The sequence below is a fragment of the Streptomyces sp. LBL genome, assembly GCF_029893585.1.
In the GTDB taxonomy this organism is placed as follows: Bacteria; Actinomycetota; Actinomycetes; order Streptomycetales; family Streptomycetaceae; genus Streptomyces.
In genome coordinates this window covers 20,619-37,020 of sequence record NZ_JARXYX010000023.1, presented here as the reverse complement: position 1 = coordinate 37,020, position 16,402 = coordinate 20,619, and the positions used below count along the sequence as shown (strand labels likewise).

Below are 16,402 nucleotides of genomic sequence, written 5' to 3'. Positions count from 1 at the left end.
CACTTGGAAGGCAACGATCCCCTCAGCACGCTGACGGCGAGCACATGGTGCGCTATCTGCGAGCCGCCAACGTAAAAGACGGCACGCTAGACCTCACCGACGTTCAGTCGATGAACTTCACCCCAGCCGAACAGAGTACCTTCGCGCTGCGACCCGGCGATGTCCTCGTAAGCGAAGGCAGCGGGAGCCTCAGCAGCGTAGGTGCTTCAGCGGTATGGCGCGGTGAACTGGATGGCATGGTCTGTTTCCAGAACACCCTGTTGCGCCTTCGCCCCCGGGTGGGCGTTGATGGACGATACCTGGAATGGTGGGCTCGCTCGGCATTCGGCTCTGGAGTATTTGCGTCAATTGCGTCAGGCGCGAACATCTACCACCTGGGTGCTGAACGAGTACGTGCACTTCCAATCAGCCTGCCACCGCTGGAGGAGCAGCGTCGCATCGCCGGCTTCCTAGACACCGAGACCGCACGCGTTGACATTTTGATCAATCTCAGAAAGAGACAGCAAGGGCTGCTCAAAGAGCGCACGCAACAGTGTATTGCAGATCTGTGCACCGGCCGCAACCTTCCCCAGCAAAAGGACACCCAGAACGCATGGATTCCGCGCATTCCAATCAATTGGAATGTGCTACCCCTGAAGAGGAGATGGTCAATTATTGACTGCAAACATCGAACGCCTTCGTACTTGACCGAAGGGTACGCAGTAATGAGTCCCGGTGATATTTCACCAGGTAGAGTTGACCTAGCGAGAGCTAACCGCTTCGTCGGCGAAGAGGACTTTGCGGACTTGGCGGACCAGTTGCGGCGCCCTCGGCGAGGCGACATCGTATACAGCCGGAATGCTTCCCTAGGAACCGCCGCATACGTCGATACCGACACTCCGTTCACCATGGGGCAGGACGTATGTAAAATCACGAGCGCGACGGAAGATCAACTCTTTCTAACTTACACACTGAACACAGTGGCACTAAACGAGCTGCGCGCAGTTCAGATTGGAAGCACTTTCACGCGCGTAAACATCGGAACCCTTCTCGAAATTTCAATCCCATGTCCGCCCGCTGAAGAGCAGAAGAGAATCGCTCTACTGATGGACGATGCGGCTGGAAAGGGAAAGGATCTGCAGCGACGTATCGATCGCCAGATTGGTCTACTCGCCGAGCGCCGCCAGGCCCTGATCACCGCCGCCGTCACCGGCCAGATCGACGTGTCCACCGCTAGCGGACGAGGGATCGAGGAATGATCGCGTCATGAGCCCCACCGCGCCTCACCTCCCGATGCCGCTCATCACCCGTGTCCGCGTCGACAACTACAAGTCCATCGCTCATTGCGACGTGACTCTCGGCCCGTTCACCGTGCTGCTCGGACTGAACGCCGCAGGCAAGTCGAACTTCCTGGACGCCCTGCGCTTCGTCCGCGACGCGCTGGTGAACGGTCCGGCCGAGGCCGTGGCGGCGCGTGGCGGGTGGGAGGAGGTTGTGCGCCGGGTCCCTGAGCCGGCAACCTCCTGCACGATCGGTCTGGAATTTTACCTGCCACCGTTCCCCCACGACAGGAAGGCATGGGTGGGGTCGTACGAGATCACCCTCGGGCCGGCGGCCGCCACAAGGTCGGGCCGATACTCAGGATCTGATGTCCGTGTCCAGCGTGAGTTCTGCGAAATGAGTCGCCCTGGCGGCCAGGGCGGGACTGACGCCAAGCGATTCGAGGTGCCAGACCGCCCGGAAGCGGGACGTCGTCCGAGTCGGCTGAGGCTTTCACAAGTGGCTGACACAGAGCCGTTCTTTAAACTTCACGGGACTCTCGCGGATATGTTCTTCTACAGCCCTGACCTGTCCAGCCTCCGTGCGGCCCGCCCCAACATGCCAACCGCCGGGACGCTGAAGGAGGACGGCAGCGACCTCGGTCCGGCGCTGGCCGCGCTCGGGGAGCAGCAGCGGGAGCGCATCTCGCAGTACCTCGGGGCGATCGTGCCCGGTGTCGTGGAGGTCGGCCCCACGGACCCCTCCGCCGACTACATCGCGGCGCGGATCAGCTTCGCCACTGACGGCGACACCGAACCGCACGTCTTCCGGGCCGAGTCCATGTCGGAAGGGACCATCCGAGCCATCGGCCTATTGACCGCACTCTTCCAGCACGACGCCCGCGACGGCTGGATTCCGCTCATCGCCGTCGAGGAACCCGAACTCGCCCTGCACCCGCTCGCGGCCGGGGCCCTCTACGACGCTCTCACGGAAGCCAGTGAGCACGTACAGGTCCTTGCCACCACACAAAGCGCGGAGTTGTTCGACCGCAAAGAGGCCGACCTGTCGGCGATCCGCGTTGTCGCCGCCGAGCACGGGGTGACGGTGATCGGCGAAGTGGACCCCGTGAGCCGGTCGATCGTGGCCGACGGCCTGGCCACCACGGCCGAACTACTGCGCTCCGACCAGCTACGCCCGGTCGTCAAGCCCCCAGCCCAACCGGACGAGCAGCCGGAGGACGAGGAGTGAACCACCCAAGAGTCACGATCGCCTCCATCGTCGAGGGCGAGGGCGAGATGAGCGCGCTGCCCGTCCTCCTCCGGCGGCTGATGCACGAGGCGGGCATCTGGACCGCCGACATCCAGCGGCCCTTCCTACTCGACCGCGGCCGACTCGTCCGGCCAGGCGGGCTGGAAGCCGCCGTAGAGGCCCAGGCTCGACGCGTACCAGCCGACCACCCGGGCGGCGTCCTGGTCGTGATCGACGCCGACGACGACTGCCCGGCCAGCCTCGGGCCTTCGCTGCTCGCCAGGGCCGAGGCCACCCGCCCAGACCGTCGGACGGCCGTCGTGCTGGCGAACCGGGAGTTCGAGGCGTGGTTCCTCGCGTCAGCGCCTTCGCTCGGCAGCCGGGCGGGTCTCGCCGAGCACCTGGAGGTCCCGGCCAACAGCGAGACGTTACGCGACTGCAAGGGCTGGCTGACCCACCACCGGCGCGACGGAGTGCGGTACCGCCCGCGTGTGGACCAGCCTGCCCTGACCCAGGACATGGATCTCGACCTGGCCCGCGCCAACTCACCTTCCTTCGACAAGTTCTGCCGCGACATCACCTATCTGGTCACCGGAAAGCGGGGGGAATAGCCGCTCATGTCCGTCCACGACGAAGCCGCATTCGGAAACGCCATAGTCGCCGCCCTGCTGGAGCGCGGTTGGACTGAGGGAAACAAGCAGAACTACCAACCCCAACTCGGCCTGGACACCGCCCAGCTCACCGAGTTCATCGGCAAGACGCAAGCCGACGACTGGGCCGAACTGATCGCCCTCTACGGCGATGATGCCAACGCCGCCCAGGCCGGGTTCGCCAAGCGCGTGGACCAGGCGATCGGAACCGACGGTGTGCTGGACGTACTCCGCAAGGGCGTGAAGGACCACGGAGTCCTGATCAGGCTCGCGTACTTCAAGCCGTCGCTCGTCGCCTCGGACGCTGTCCTGGACGACTATCGGGCGAACCGGCTGACCTTCGTCAAGGAGTTGCAGTACGCGGCGAAGCAGGCGGACAAGGGCAACGAGCTGGACCTCACCCTGTTCCTCAACGGAATCCCGCTGGCGACCGCCGAGTTGAAGAACGCCCTCACGCGGCAGGGGGCGGAGCACGCCAAGGAGCAGTACCGGCTCAAGCGGGACCCCACTGAGCTGATCTTCGCGCGCCGCGTCATCGCGAACTTCGCCGTGGACACGGACGTGGTCTACGTCGCGCCCGAACTGCGCGGCAAGCTGACGCGGTTCCTACCGTTCAACACGGGATCGGAGGGCCCGGGGAAGCCCGGCGGTGCCGGGAATCCTGCGCCTACCGTCCCCGGGACGTACGCGACCTCATACCTCTGGGAGCAGATCTGGGAGCGGGACACCTGGCTTGACCTGATCGAGCGGTTCGTGCACCTCAGCAAGGAGAAGGGCCCGGACGGGCGGACGCGCAAGAAGCTGATCTTCCCGCGCTACCACCAGTGGGACATCGTCAAGAAGCTCGCCGGTCATGCGGCCCGTCACGGCGCCGGTCACAACTACCTGGGCATGGCTTCCGCCGGCTCCGGCAAGTCAAACACCATCGGGTGGCTGGCGCACCGCCTGTCGTCGCTGCACACGCCCACCGACCCCGCCGAGATCGACCCCGATGCCCTGGCCGCCGGACTCAAGCCCGGTGCGCCCGTCTTCGACAAGGTCGTGATCATCACCGACCGCCGCAATCTCGACGCCCAACTGCGCGAAACCGTCGGCAGTTTCGAGAAGAACGCCGGTCTGGTGGTGAAGATCGACGAGAAGCACGGTGCGAAGTCCGAGCAGCTTGCCAAGGCGCTGTCCCGCGAGACCGGGAAGATCATCACGGTCACGCTGCACACTTTCCCGGCCCTCATCGACTACCTGCGCCGCAAGCCCACCGAACTCCAGGGCCACAACTTCGCGATCATCGTGGATGAGGCGCACTCCTCCCAGTCCGGCGGCGCGGCCACCGACGTACGCGCGGCGCTGCGTGACCTGGGACTGGACTCGGATTCCGACGACGTCGGGGCAACCGAACAGGCGGCGGCGGCCACCACCGACGCCAAGCTCGTCCGCAAAGCCATCCAGCGCAGCAAGGCCGCGAACCTCTCCTACTTCGCGTTCACGGCCACGCCCAAGGCCAAGACGCTCGAACTCTTCGGCACCCTGGACACCGTCAACGGCAAGCCGGCGTACGTCCCCTTCCACACGTACTCGATGCGCCAGGCCATCGAGGAAGGCTTCATCCTCGACCCCCTGCGCACCTACGTCACGTACGACACGTACTGGAAGCTGGTGAACAAGAACCCGGCCGAGCGCGAGGTGGACCCGTCCAAGGCGAATCCCCTGCTCGCCCGGTACGCGCTCACGCACGACTCCACCGTGACCCAGCAGGCGCAGGTGATCGTCGAGCACTTCCGCACGCACACCGCCGGGCGGCTCGGCGGGCGTGCCAAGGCCATGGTGGTGACGGCTTCCCGACACAGTGCCGTGCAGATGGCCCGCGCCATCAGGAAGTACGTCGGCGACAACGCGTACGCCGACCCCGGCGTCCTGGTCGCGTTCTCCGGCAGCCTGACGTACGACGGCGAGGAGACCACCGAGCCGAAGGAGAACCGCGGCCTCGCCGAGTCCGCGCTGCCGAAGGCGTTCGCGTACACGCGCAAGGACGACAAGGCCGTGCGCACCGGCGGGACGGTGACTCAGCGCGAGTTCCGCATCCTGGTCGTCGCCGATAAGTACCAGACCGGCTTCGACCAGCCGCTGCTCACCACGATGTACGTGAACAAGAAGCTCGCGGGCATCAGCGCCGTCCAAACTCTCTCCCGTCTGAACCGCACCGCCGACCGCAAGTCGCAGGCGGACCTGGCCGTACTGGACTTCGTCAATGACGCCGAGGACATCAAGGAGTCCTTCCGCCCGTACTTCGAGGAGGCGAACACCCTTCCCTCCGACCCCAATCTCCTCTACACCGCCCAGAGCCAGGTCATGCGGCCCGACATCCTCGTCGAGGAGGAGATGCGGGAGTTCGCGGATGCCTATCTGGCAGCTGAGGAGAAGGCGGCGGGCTCGGTGGCCCGCTGGGAGAAGCTCCACGCGGAGCTGTACCGGCATCTGGACCCCGCCGTCAAACGGTTCACCGAGCTACTGGACCGCAAGGACGAGGCGGGCGACCCCGACGAGGAAGCCGCCGAGGCCGCCGAGCAGTTCCGCGCGGATCTCAACGACTACGTACGGAAGTACGGCTTCCTCTCGCAGATCGTGCCCTACCGCGACGCCGACCTCGAATGCCTCTACCTCTACGGCCGCCACCTGCTCAACCGCCTGCCGCGACGCGGAGACGGCGGCGTGGACATAGGGGACGTCGACCTCAGTCACCTGCGCATCCAGAAGACCGGCGAGCACGACCTCGCGCTGACCGCCGAGGGAGCGGCGGAGCTGCGCGGCTTCGGTGAAGGTGGGGGCAGTGCCAAGGAGCAGGAGAAGTCGCTGTTGTCGGAGCTGATCGAGAAGTTCAACGACAAGTACGGCACCAATCTCACCGATCAGGACGTGATCACACCGTTCTTGGAGACGAACGCGGAACCGAGGGTCCGCTCAGCTGCCGTCAACGACCTGGAGAACTTCGGTCTCGTCTTCGACGAGGTCTTCGAGGACAAGATGGCCGAACACATCGACACCATCGCCGACTTGGGACGGCAGTACTTCAGCCACGACGACAGCTTCAAGCAGTCGCTCAACCAGAGTGCGCGCCGGGCGGCCTGGCGGATGATCCGCCGGGAGGAGAACATCGACGACGAGGCGGCCTGACCCGCCCCGCCTTCGGTCTCCTCCCTGCCGACCACTCCCCTGGTCAGCCTCCCTAGCGGAACGAGAGCCCCGCGATCACGGACGTTCCGCGTGTGGGGCGGGGCCGGACGGTCCAGGCGGTGGCGAGGCTCTCGACGAGGATCAGGCCCCGGCCGCTCTCGGAGTCAGTGCCCGGGTGGGCCAGGACGGGCTTGCCGGTACCCGGGTCGGAGACGGCCAGCCAGTAGTGTCCGTCGGCCGGCCACAGAACGAGTTCGACGAGGTCCCCGTCCTTCCCGCAGGCGCCGTGACGGATGGCGTTGGTGAGCAGCTCCGAGGTCAACAGGCCCAGGTCGTCGCCGAGTTGTGGACGGAGGACGTCCGGCAGCGATTCGGCGACGGCGTGCCGGCCCCCCGTACGGAGGCGGGATGGGCGGGGAAGCGCCAGTGGGCGGGGACGAGGGGGATCTCGGGCATGGCGAACTCCACGACTCTGTGAGGGGTTTGGGGCCGCCGGTGACCTACCGCCCTGGTCGCGGACACACCCGTCCCAGGGCGGACGGGCATGCTCACGCGGTGCGCTTCCGGCATTGCGGTGTGTAGCGTGCGCGATACTCACAGTAGGGCAACGGGGGTACATGTGCTACCACGTCCCGAAGGTCCGTTGGAGCGAACTTCGCTTCGCGGCAAACTGAGCCGCACGCGACGAGAGGGAACGTATGCCGCCGAGGAGCAATCCGACCGCACGCCAGCAGCGTCTGGGCGCAGAGCTTCGCAAGCTACGGGAAGGGGCGGGGCTGTCCACGGAACAGGCCGCCGTGCTGCTGGACACGAAACGGACCGTGATCACCAGCACCGAGGCGGGACGCCACGGCGTCAGCCCGGAGCGTGTCCGGCGCATTGCCTTCCGGTATGAGTGCACTGACCAGGCCCTGGTGGATGCACTGGTCGCCATGTGCGGCGACCGCACGATCGGCTGGTGGGAGGCGTATCGCGACCTCCTGCCCGCGACATTCCTGGACATCGCCGAGTTGGAGTGGCACGCCCAGGGCTTGCGTGTCAGCACGATGACGCACATGCCGGGACAGTTGCAGACCGAGGCATACGCGCACGCTCTCTTCCAAGCTGCCATCCCGCCGCTGCCCGCCGAGGAGTTCGAGGCCAGAGTCGCCCACCGCGTGCAAAGACACCAGGTCATCGACCGGCCAGGAGCTCCGGACTACGTGCTGATCATCCACGAAGCCGCCCTACGGATCGAAGTAGGTGGACGCGCGGTGCTACGAAACCAGCTTGGTCACCTCATGGCAGCCGCAGACCGCGGCAACGTCACGATCCAGGCCATCCCCTTCTCCGCGGGGGCGTTCCCCGGTTCGGGCCAGGCGATCCTGTACGCCCTCGGCCAGATGCCCCCGCTCGACACCGTGCAACTGGATCGCACCACGGCAGGAGAATTCCTTTATTTGGGCGCCCATTTGTGCAAGTACCGTCTGCAACTCGACGAGATGCAGAGGATCGCGCTCAAGCCTGCGGAGACCCTCGATCTCATGCACACCATTTCCCAGAGCCTTTAGGAGAGTTGGTCATGTCTGACATCAGCTGGGAAGCCCCCTTCTGCCAGGATGCGAGTAACTGCTTCCGCCTCGGCACCGACGCCGAAGGCAACGGCTACATAGCCGTCAACGGACAAGAGGACCGATACCTCACCGACTCCCTCGAAGCCCTGCGCACCCTCATCACCGACATCAAGGCCGGCAAGGCCGACCACCTGCTGTAACACCTGCCGCGCGCCCCGCCGATAGGTACCGTGTACAGCGATCGACTGACGTGGCATCAGGACGACCGGGGCTCAACGCGTGTCGCAGGCAAGGAGAATCGGCGAGCAGGGCCGCTATGAGCTGATCGAGGAGATCGAGTCCGGCGGTATGGGCACGGTCTGGCGCGGCTACGACGCCGTTCTCGACCGGGAGATCGCGGTCAAGCTCATCCGGCCCGACGTCGTCGCATCGCCCGCGCAGGCAGCGGAGTTCGCCCGCCGCTTCGAGCGCGAGGCGCGCGTCACCGCTCGGATCGGGCATCACGGGGTGCCGCAGGTGTTCGACGCGGTACTCGACGAGGCGTCGTACGACCGGCTGTACCTGGTGATGGAGTACGTGCGCGGGATCTCCCTGCGCAGGGTGTTGGCAGGCGCGGAGGACGGAGCGGCGGCCCGGCTCCCGGTGAGCTGGGCCGCGTCGATCGCCGCGCAGATCTGCACCGTCCTGTCGTACGCGCACGCCATCCCGGTCGTGCACCGCGATCTGAAGCCGGACAACGTCCTGATCGCCGCTGACGGCACGGTCAAGGTGCTGGATTTCGGCATCGCGAAGCTGCTGCACACGGACGTCACCCGGCTCACGGCCACCGACAGCCGGGTCGGTACCAGCCGGTACATGCCGCCCGAGCAGATCGACGGCGCGCAGATCACACCGCTGAGCGACCTGTACGCGCTCGGCTGCGTGCTGCACGAACTCCTCGCCGGAGAGCCGGTCTTCAGCGGCGACAACGAGTACCCGCTCCTGCACCAGCACATGAACGTACCGCCGAAGCCGTTGCGCAACCTGCGGCCCAACGTGCCGGAGGACCTGGAGGCGCTGACCCTGGACCTGCTGGCCAAGGTGCCCGAGCAGCGTCCCGCCGACGCGTACGCGGTGTACGAGCGCCTGTCGCCGCACCTGCCGCAACCGGGATCGGCAGCCGAACCCGTGACCCTCACCCACGGCGGCTCCCCGTCCGAAGTTCCCGACCCGACGGTGGTCTACCGACAGCCGAACGCACCCCTGCGACGGGCCACAGTTCCCGCGCCCTCACCCGAGCCGACGGCTCCCGTACCGGTCCCCGCACGCGCCGACACCGCACTGCGGGACGCGATCCGGAACGCCTACGCCCGGTCCGCGGACCTCGCCGAAAGCGGACGGTTCGCCCAGGCCGCGGACGTCCTCAAGGCGGTGGTCGCAAAGGCCGCCACCACTCTCGGCGCACACAACCCCCGTGTGCTCGGTCTGCGGCGGCAGCGCGCGGCGGTCCTCATGGCCGGCGAGGACTTCCGGCGTGCCTTGCCGGAGTTCGACGCGCTGGCCGCCGTCTACGCCCGCACGGCGGGACCGGCCGATGAAAGCACGCTGGAGTGCCGTCGGCACGCCGCCCACTGCCGGGCCAACCTCGGTCAGGCCACGGTCGCCCTGCGGGAGTTCCAGGAGGTCCTGGAGGTCGTGTCCGACGCGGCCGGGGACGCCTCCGAAACCGCTCTCGACCTGCGCCGCAGTATCGGCGTGCTCCTCTTCTCCGAGGGCCGCCGCACCGAGGCCGAGGGGGTCCTCGACGCCCTCCACGAGGACATGTGCGTCCTCCTCGGCGAGGACCATGAGGAGACCCGCGAGATCGCCGATCTCCTCGCCCGGCTGCGCGGCCCGGAGGGACCACGCCCTTACTGACGTCCTGCCGGTGCGGTGCACACGCCGTCAGGCCTCGGCCCCGTCCTCGTCCTCGGCCTCGGTATCTTCGCTGTGGATGCGCTGAGCCAGATCCCACAGGCTCAGGCCCTCCGACTGGAACCAGCGAGCCGTTCCCTGGTTGGCCACGGGTCGCTCGTCCCAGTCGGCGTCCGCCCACATCTTCGCCACCAGCCCGGACGGCGAGTACTGCTGCTCGTCGTACGCCCACAGGATCGGCTTGGTCCGGTGATTCACCCAGGTCGCCTGGCGCCGCCGTTCGTCCTGGACAAGCCACTCTTCCATGGCGTCGCGCTCAGGCTCGTTCAAAGCCACGTACAGGAGGGGAGCTCCGTCCTTGATGACACGGCGGTCGACCAGGAGCGGCACGGTGTTGGGGCGACGCGGCTTGCGTTCCTTCACGGGAGGTGCGGGAACGGCGACGCCATCGGCCAGGTCGCCGAGGACATGCTTCGCGAGCTCCCGGCACGTCTCCGCGGTCTGGAACGCAGTCCTGATCTGGGGACGTGGCCCGTAACGAGTGACGATCTGGTGCGTCAGCCGACGCACCAGATCTGGTACGAGGGCGGGAATCTTCTCCAGGACCTCGCTGTCCCAGTCGAAGTCGGGGTCGTCGATACTCGTGGCACCGAGATGCTGAAAGAGCAGGTGGGTGACGAGAAAGCCACCGTGCTCGGTGGTCGCAGCCTCGCGGCTGTTCTGACCACTGCCCAGTTCGTATACCGCACTCCGTGCCGCACGCAGCGTGAGCACGGAGCGCCACACCTTCTGCGGAGAGGGTTCACGTTTGAACAGCAGGGTGTGGCTGCCCTTGGGGCCCTGCTCCCAGAGGTTCTCCGTGGAACTGGCGGCCCGGGCGGCCTGTTCCGCATCGGGGTGCAGGCACGCGAGTGCGAGAGCGAGTTCGTCCAGTGAGCAACCGGTCTCGGGCGCGGCGACCGGCTCGCCGCGCTTGATCACGTACTGCTTGCGCAGTTCGGCACGCAGGTTGGCCTTGATCGCCTGGTGCACGGGTTCCAGCGCGATGTGATCGCGCTGCTCGATGGCGTTCTGCCGGTTCGCCGCCTGCGAGACCTGGACGCCGAATTCCCGGTCTTCATGCGTGTTGATGACCTTGATGCTCAGGGTGGCGTTGGCCGCAGCCTCACCGTCGTCGTGCATGGCCCTGGCGACAGCCCGTACCGTCTGAGCGCCGTTGACGATGCTCGCCCCCGTCACGGTGAGGGTGGTCGGCTTGCTCTGCGGTGCCTTGGCGCTGTCGTTCTTCGCCGTGAGCGAGTCGCAGATCATGGTGATGCCGTTGTTCAGGTGCCAGAATCTCGTGGGATCGGACGTAAGGGTCTGACCGATCTCCGCATTGGTGACGGTGGTCCCGAGCGGGGCCCGGAGATTCTGCTCGAACAGGCCGGTACCGTGCGTCTCGTACCACTCGGCGACGCTCTCAGCAGAGACCGTGCCCTGATAGGCCTTGAGCGGTCCCTTCTGCTGGTACCAGTCGTCAAGGCGTACGTCCAGACAGATCGGCTCCGGCCGGAGATCCGCGTGGATCTGGTCATGAAAGTCTGCGGCATACAGCACTTCGACGCTCATGCGGGCGCCGTGCTTGTTGAACTCGTCGAGAGCGTTGTCGAGAACCTCGCGTGCGGGCGGAGAGGGCTCCACAGTGCCCATCAGCGCGATGACCAGAGTGGCTCTCTCGTTGACGATGAACGGCCTGGCCTCCAGAGCGAGCGCGCCGGCACGCTGGTTGAACTGGTCGTACAACTCGTTCTCGATACGGTTCAGGCCGTCCACCATCGCCTTGGCGGCGTGCACATCGAAGGTCGCCTTGCCCTCGTTGCTCCACTTCGCCTGGACCAGCAGAGCCTGTCCGCTCTCCGGCAGAGGGGCGATGGCGTCCATCCCCTGGTCCGCAATGCCGTCCGTCACGAACCGGGCCGCCTCGGCCACGCTGCACTTGGCCACGCGTCGTACCGCGAGGGCTGCGAGGGCGCGGGAGAGGAAGCGCTGTTCGTAGTTGTCGCCGCGGAAGTGGGCGATGTCACTGACGTCCATCACCCCGTCGAATGTCTCGTGCAGTTGCTCGCGGACCTGCGTGACCTGGCGCGGTGTGTCCGCCCCCGAGGTGGCCATGGATGGTTGCCTTCCCACTGGTGGTGTCTTGTTGATGGCCTAGGCCCCCGCCTTGATCCCTGAGCCGTTGCCACGCTGGCGGAGGCTGAAGTCCACGACCACCAAAGCAACACCAGCCGTGTCGATCGTGGCCTCCACCCAGTCCAAGGCCGCTTCGAAGGGCACCCCGCTCGCACCGAACCAACCGTCGCGCACCAACTGGGCGAAGTGGGTCGGTACCAGATGGCGAGTGAGCGCGCCCACGGAAGGGCCTGGGAGACCGGGTTCCGCCGCGGCCGAGATCGCTGCGGCGACCTGCTCGCAGGGGTAGATCGCACCGGGGCTCGTCCGGTGCAGAGCGGCGGTGAAGGGCACCGGATCATGAATGCGGAGAAAGAGAGGGTCGTCCAGCAAGCTGTAATCGTCGGCGTTCCGCCGGTCGCGTCTCGGCAGGCGGTGAACACGGCTGTGGAACTCGTCCAGACTGTGCCGGGCGTCGGACGAGAAGAGTCCGTTCGGGCCAGGGCGCACGTAGCGCAGCATGACGAGCGTCCGAGTGTCGACGTGGTAGTAGTAGGCGTCGAGAGAGCCTTCCCGACCGTCCACCACCGACTGATCGGTTATCGACGTGGCCTCGAAGTCATAGCTTCGGTTAACTCCGCGACTCGCGAACGCTTGGACGACCGTCTCGCCGACACCGCTGAACCTCGTCGCTGCCCGCCCGCGGATGTCATCGAGCATCGGCTGGACCGATGTCCCGACAAGCCCGCTGATAAAGGCTGCCCGGGTGGCTGTCCTGTCCCAGAGACGTACCTCCGAGAAGTCGTTCGGGGCAGCCAACCCGGCTATCTTGGCGAAGAGCAGAAGAGCGTCACGCTCATCACGCCATCGGAGTTCCCCCTCGCTCCAGCCTTCGGCGGCGTCGAGCAAAGGCATCAGCCTCTGGACTTCGGCCTCGACATCAGGGGAGATCCGCCGGAGATTGGCGAACACGGTGTCCGCGCCGACTGTGACAGGGCCGCTTTCCGGTAACGACTTGGCGAGTGCGGCGTCTCGCTCGCCGCCAGCGCACCAGAGCCCTGCGAAGGGCACCGGACCTCGAAGGCTTCGCGCACAGGTGACGACGACACTCCGGTCTCGGTCGGTCCCACGAACAGGGCGCACGATACCCAGCCCCCAGATCCGCTCCGGTTGCTCCCCGCCACCTTCGTCACCCTGCTGGTCGACAGGAGCAAGCAGGATCGCGAGGTGTGACTTGACCTCGGGCCAGTCACGGCAGGATTGGGAGTAGGACCTTTCCTTGGCGTGGTCGGCATCGAGCAGACGAAGTAAGTCATTGTCAGGGCGCAAAATCGCCAGCCGCGGCGATCGCGCCGAAGACGGGAGCTGTGCCCGCCTTGGTCGTGCTAATGCCATCCAATCCCCCGAACCGCCTGCCACCACACCGAGCCAAGCTCAGGGGGATGGTAGCGCGCCCGCTCCAGCTTCCGGCTTCCGCGTCCCCAGTTCTCGCCGCCCCCCGACCGGCTCCGATACGTCTTCGCCCAGTTCCTCGGGGACCAAGCCGACGGACTCACCGATTGTCTGGCCGCCCAGTCAGCGCTGCGCGCAGGCCGCTGTCGCTGGCGACGGCTGTTGAACGGTTCAGGCGTCGCCGGGAGAAGGTCTGGCGAGAGCGCATACTCCCGAGCGGCCCGCCACACGCGCCAATGGTTACTGCGGCCCCCGAGACCGCCCCGCTCGCTTGAGCAGCACGGCCCGTACCAGGTCCGGAGTGGCCTCGGATAACCCGTCGCGTACCTTGGCACCGCTCTGCGCCAGCAGATGCACGACCGCGTCTGCGGCCCCTGGATCAAGACGTTCGCCATGCTCAGTGCCCCAGGGGCGCGGAGCAGGCGGCCAGACCGGATTCCACTCCGCGTGTCACCCGAACACCGTCCAGAGCCGTTTACGCGTGGAGTCGCTCCCGTCCGTCGCAGGATGCTCACGGAACATCATCGGGAGGAACGCTCCATCCCCGCAGCGTGGCACTGCGGGGATGGCGTGAGGGTTAAGCTCAACCTGTACGGTTTCTGTATAGGTACACCTGAACAGAAATGGGAAACTGTGGCTGGACGGATCGACAAGCCGGGGCGGCTGCTGCACCGCGATCACGAGTGGGCCCTTCTGAACGATTTTCTCGCCGATCCAGCCACCGAGTTGCGGCTGGCCATCGTCTCGGGGCGCCGGAGAAACGGGAAGTCGTTCCTGCTGGAGGCGCTCGCAGATGCAGTGGGCGGGCTGTACCTGACCGCCGTACAGGAGGAAGGCCGGGTGCCCGCGCTGCACCGGTTCACCGAGACGATCGCCGCGCACGCGGGTGTGCGGCCCGGGGCAATGCGGCTGGACGACTGGCGGGATGTGCTCACCGCCGCGCTGGAGGTGGTGAACCGGGCGCCGGGGGCGCCGCTGATCGTCATCGACGAGCTGCCGTACCTGCTGCAGCACTCCCCGGAGATCTCCGGGTTCCTGCAACTGCTGTACGACCAGTCGCAGTCAGGCAAGGCACCGGGCGGCCGGATCGTGCTGTGCGGCTCAGCGATGAGCGTGATGACCGAGTTGCTGTCCGGGACCAAGCCGCTACGCGGCCGAGCCGTTCTGGACCTGCGCCTGCCGGCCTTCGACTACCGCACCGCCCGCACCCACTGGGGGATCACGGACCCGGCGGTGGCACTGCAGGTCGACTCCGTGCTGGGCGGCGCCCCTGGCTATCGGCCGCTGGCCGCGGGGCGAGCCCCGCAGACGGAGGAGGAGTTCGCCCCCTGGGTGGAACGCACCCTGCTGGACCCGGGACGGGCCCTGTACTCCCGGGTGGAGGCGGAGTTCCTGCTGCGCGAGGACCCGCGGATCACCCACCGCACGCTGTACTACGACGTACTGTCCGCGGTCGCCCGGGGCGCCTCGACCCCGGCGAAGGTCGGCTCGATGCTGGAACGGTCCCGCTCCGCCATGGTCGCCCCGCTGGAGGTGCTCGAGTCCACCGGCTACATCCGCAAGGAGCAGGACATGCTCAAGGCGCGGCACCCGACCATCAGCGTGGCGGACCCGGTGATCCGCTTCAACCAGCTGATCACACTGCCCATGGTGGACATGGTGGAACGGCGGCGCGGTGCCCAGGTCTGGCAGTCGTCCCGACCGACGTACCACTCGAAGATCCTCGGCCCGCACTTCGAGGAGACCGCGCGCGAATGGGCCCGCTCCTTCGCCATCGACGAGACGGGGCTGTCGCTCGGCGCGGTGGGCACGGCGGAGATCGCCGACCCGACCGCCCGAACCAATCACGAGGTCGATCTACTCGCCATGGCCCCCGGCGAACGCCCTCAAAACCCGCGAGCCGCCATCGCCCTGATCGGTGAGGCCAAGGCCACCGTCCAACGCCGGGGGCTCAAGGACCTCGAGCGTCTTGAGCACATCCGGACCCTTCTCACCGACCAGGGACACCGGCCCGATCACGCGACCCTCGCTCTGTTCTCCCTGCACGGCTTCCATCCCGACCTCATCGACGCCGCCGGACACCGCCGCGATGTCCTCCTGGTCGACGTCGGCGCGCTGTACGGCGCCGGACCCATCCACGGCCTGACGTGAGCCGGCGTTGCGTGCTCCGGAGCCGGCAGTAGTCCTCCCGCTCCGCGGCAGCCGCGGGAGCGTTCGTGCCCGCCGGCCGTCAGTAGCGGTGTCCAGGCCAGTGCGGATCCGTCCAGCGGTCCTCACCGGTGAGTCCGAGCAGTCGTATCCGGTGTTGCAGGTCCGCCGATGCGCCCGACTCGCGCGGGGCCTTGCACGGGCCGCTCTGGGATGGGGGCGGAGGGGGCGGAGGGGCGGATCAACGGTCGGTGAGCAGTCCGGCGTCGTGTGCGAGGACTGCGGCCTGTACGCGGTTGGTGCAGCCGGTGCGGGTGAGGATCCGGCTGATGTGCGCCTTGACCGTGCCGGTGCTCAGATACAGCTGATCGGCGATCTCCGTGTTGGACAGGCCCGTGCCGAGCAGCCGCAGGACGTCCCGTTCGGCCGGGGTCAGTTCTTCGGTTCTGCGCAGAGCGGCCTCGGTGTGCCGGCCGAACTGTACGTGCCGTTCCAGCAGTTGCCGGGCGATCCGGGGTGCCAGTACGGGTTCGCCCTTCGCGGCGAGTTGCACGGCCCGGATCAGTTCGGCGGGACCGGTGTCCTTGAGGAGGAATCCGCTCGCCCCGGCCCGCAGGGCGCGCGTCACGCTCGTTTCCTCGCCGAACGCCGTCAGCATCACGACACACGTGCGGGGCGAGAGGCGGGCGATGTCCTCGGCGGCCGCGATTCCGTCCCTGGTCGGCATCTGGATGTCGACCAGGGCGACGTCGATGTCCTGGGCGTGGCATGCCGCGGCGGCTTCCCGACCGTCACCCGCCTCGGCGACGACCTTGATATCCTCGGCGTTCTCCAGGATCAGCCGGATTCCCGCACGCATCAGCGCCTCGTCGTCGGCGACCAGGACTCGGATCATCA

13 protein-coding genes and 1 pseudogene are annotated in these 16,402 nt (G+C 66.9%); 9 read left to right on the top strand and 5 right to left on the bottom strand.

Going from position 1 to position 16,402, the window contains the following annotated elements:
- Positions 1-44 precede the first annotated feature (44 nt).
- The 5 genes and pseudogenes from M2271_RS26275 to M2271_RS26255 all read left to right on the top strand — a co-directional run bounded on the left by M2271_RS26275 (position 45) and on the right by M2271_RS26255 (position 6,305).
- Positions 45-1,238 (top strand): restriction endonuclease subunit S, encoded by a 1,194-nt coding sequence (locus M2271_RS26275; RefSeq protein ID WP_280889801.1) that lies wholly within the window; start codon positions 45-47, stop codon positions 1,236-1,238.
- A 7-nt stretch (positions 1,239-1,245) separates the two neighbouring features.
- A pseudogene (locus M2271_RS26270) lies at positions 1,246-1,416 on the top strand (AAA family ATPase); the annotation flags it as partial.
- Positions 1,417-1,806: 390 nt separating this feature from the next.
- Complete coding sequence (locus M2271_RS26265; protein WP_280889889.1) at positions 1,807-2,487, top strand: AAA family ATPase; 681 nt, start codon at positions 1,807-1,809, stop codon at positions 2,485-2,487.
- Positions 2,484-3,098, top strand: a complete 615-nt coding sequence (locus tag M2271_RS26260; RefSeq protein ID WP_280889800.1) for a DUF4276 family protein — start codon at positions 2,484-2,486, stop codon at positions 3,096-3,098. The genes M2271_RS26265 and M2271_RS26260 overlap by 4 nt, the downstream gene beginning before the upstream one ends.
- A 6-nt stretch (positions 3,099-3,104) precedes the next feature.
- Positions 3,105-6,305, top strand: coding sequence for a DEAD/DEAH box helicase family protein (locus M2271_RS26255; RefSeq protein ID WP_280889799.1), 3,201 nt, complete (start codon positions 3,105-3,107; stop codon positions 6,303-6,305).
- Between the two features lie 52 nt (positions 6,306-6,357).
- On the opposite strand, the gene M2271_RS26250 is transcribed toward M2271_RS26255, so the two are convergent.
- Together M2271_RS26250 and M2271_RS26245 are read right to left on the bottom strand one after the other, a co-directional pair.
- On the bottom strand, positions 6,358-6,672 hold the full coding sequence (locus tag M2271_RS26250; RefSeq protein ID WP_348539194.1) for an ATP-binding protein: 315 nt from the start codon (positions 6,670-6,672) through the stop codon (positions 6,358-6,360).
- Positions 6,624-6,761 carry a hypothetical protein gene (locus M2271_RS26245; protein ID WP_280889797.1) on the bottom strand — a complete coding sequence of 46 codons (138 nt, stop codon included), beginning with the start codon at positions 6,759-6,761 and terminating at the stop codon, positions 6,624-6,626. Before M2271_RS26245 ends, M2271_RS26250 begins: the two co-directional genes overlap by 49 nt.
- Positions 6,762-7,003: 242 nt before the next feature.
- Here M2271_RS26245 and M2271_RS26240 point away from each other — a divergent pair, with 242 nt between their 5' ends.
- The 3 genes from M2271_RS26240 (at position 7,004) to M2271_RS26230 (ending at position 9,754) form a co-directional block, all read left to right on the top strand.
- On the top strand, positions 7,004-7,855 hold the full coding sequence (locus M2271_RS26240; RefSeq protein ID WP_280889796.1) for a helix-turn-helix transcriptional regulator: 852 nt from the start codon (positions 7,004-7,006) through the stop codon (positions 7,853-7,855).
- Between the two features lie 11 nt (positions 7,856-7,866).
- Positions 7,867-8,058, top strand: coding sequence for a hypothetical protein (locus M2271_RS26235; protein WP_280889795.1), 192 nt, complete (start codon positions 7,867-7,869; stop codon positions 8,056-8,058).
- Between the two features lie 79 nt (positions 8,059-8,137).
- Complete coding sequence (locus tag M2271_RS26230; RefSeq protein WP_280889794.1) at positions 8,138-9,754, top strand: serine/threonine-protein kinase; 1,617 nt, start codon at positions 8,138-8,140, stop codon at positions 9,752-9,754.
- Between the two features lie 27 nt (positions 9,755-9,781).
- On the opposite strand, the gene M2271_RS26225 is transcribed toward M2271_RS26230, so the two are convergent.
- Positions 9,782-11,905, bottom strand: a complete 2,124-nt coding sequence (locus tag M2271_RS26225; RefSeq protein ID WP_280889793.1) for an AIPR family protein — start codon at positions 11,903-11,905, stop codon at positions 9,782-9,784.
- Positions 11,906-11,944: 39 nt separating this feature from the next.
- Complete coding sequence (locus M2271_RS26220; protein ID WP_280889792.1) at positions 11,945-12,877, bottom strand: hypothetical protein; 933 nt, start codon at positions 12,875-12,877, stop codon at positions 11,945-11,947.
- A 1,113-nt stretch (positions 12,878-13,990) separates the two neighbouring features.
- Here M2271_RS26220 and M2271_RS26215 point away from each other — a divergent pair.
- Positions 13,991-15,508 (top strand): ATP-binding protein, encoded by a 1,518-nt coding sequence (locus M2271_RS26215; protein WP_280889791.1) that lies wholly within the window; start codon positions 13,991-13,993, stop codon positions 15,506-15,508.
- 238 nt (positions 15,509-15,746) lie between these two features.
- On the opposite strand, the gene M2271_RS26210 is transcribed toward M2271_RS26215, so the two are convergent.
- Positions 15,747-16,400 carry a response regulator transcription factor gene (locus M2271_RS26210; protein WP_280889790.1) on the bottom strand — a complete coding sequence of 218 codons (654 nt, stop codon included), beginning with the start codon at positions 16,398-16,400 and terminating at the stop codon, positions 15,747-15,749.
- Between the last annotated feature and the right edge of the window lie 2 nt (positions 16,401-16,402).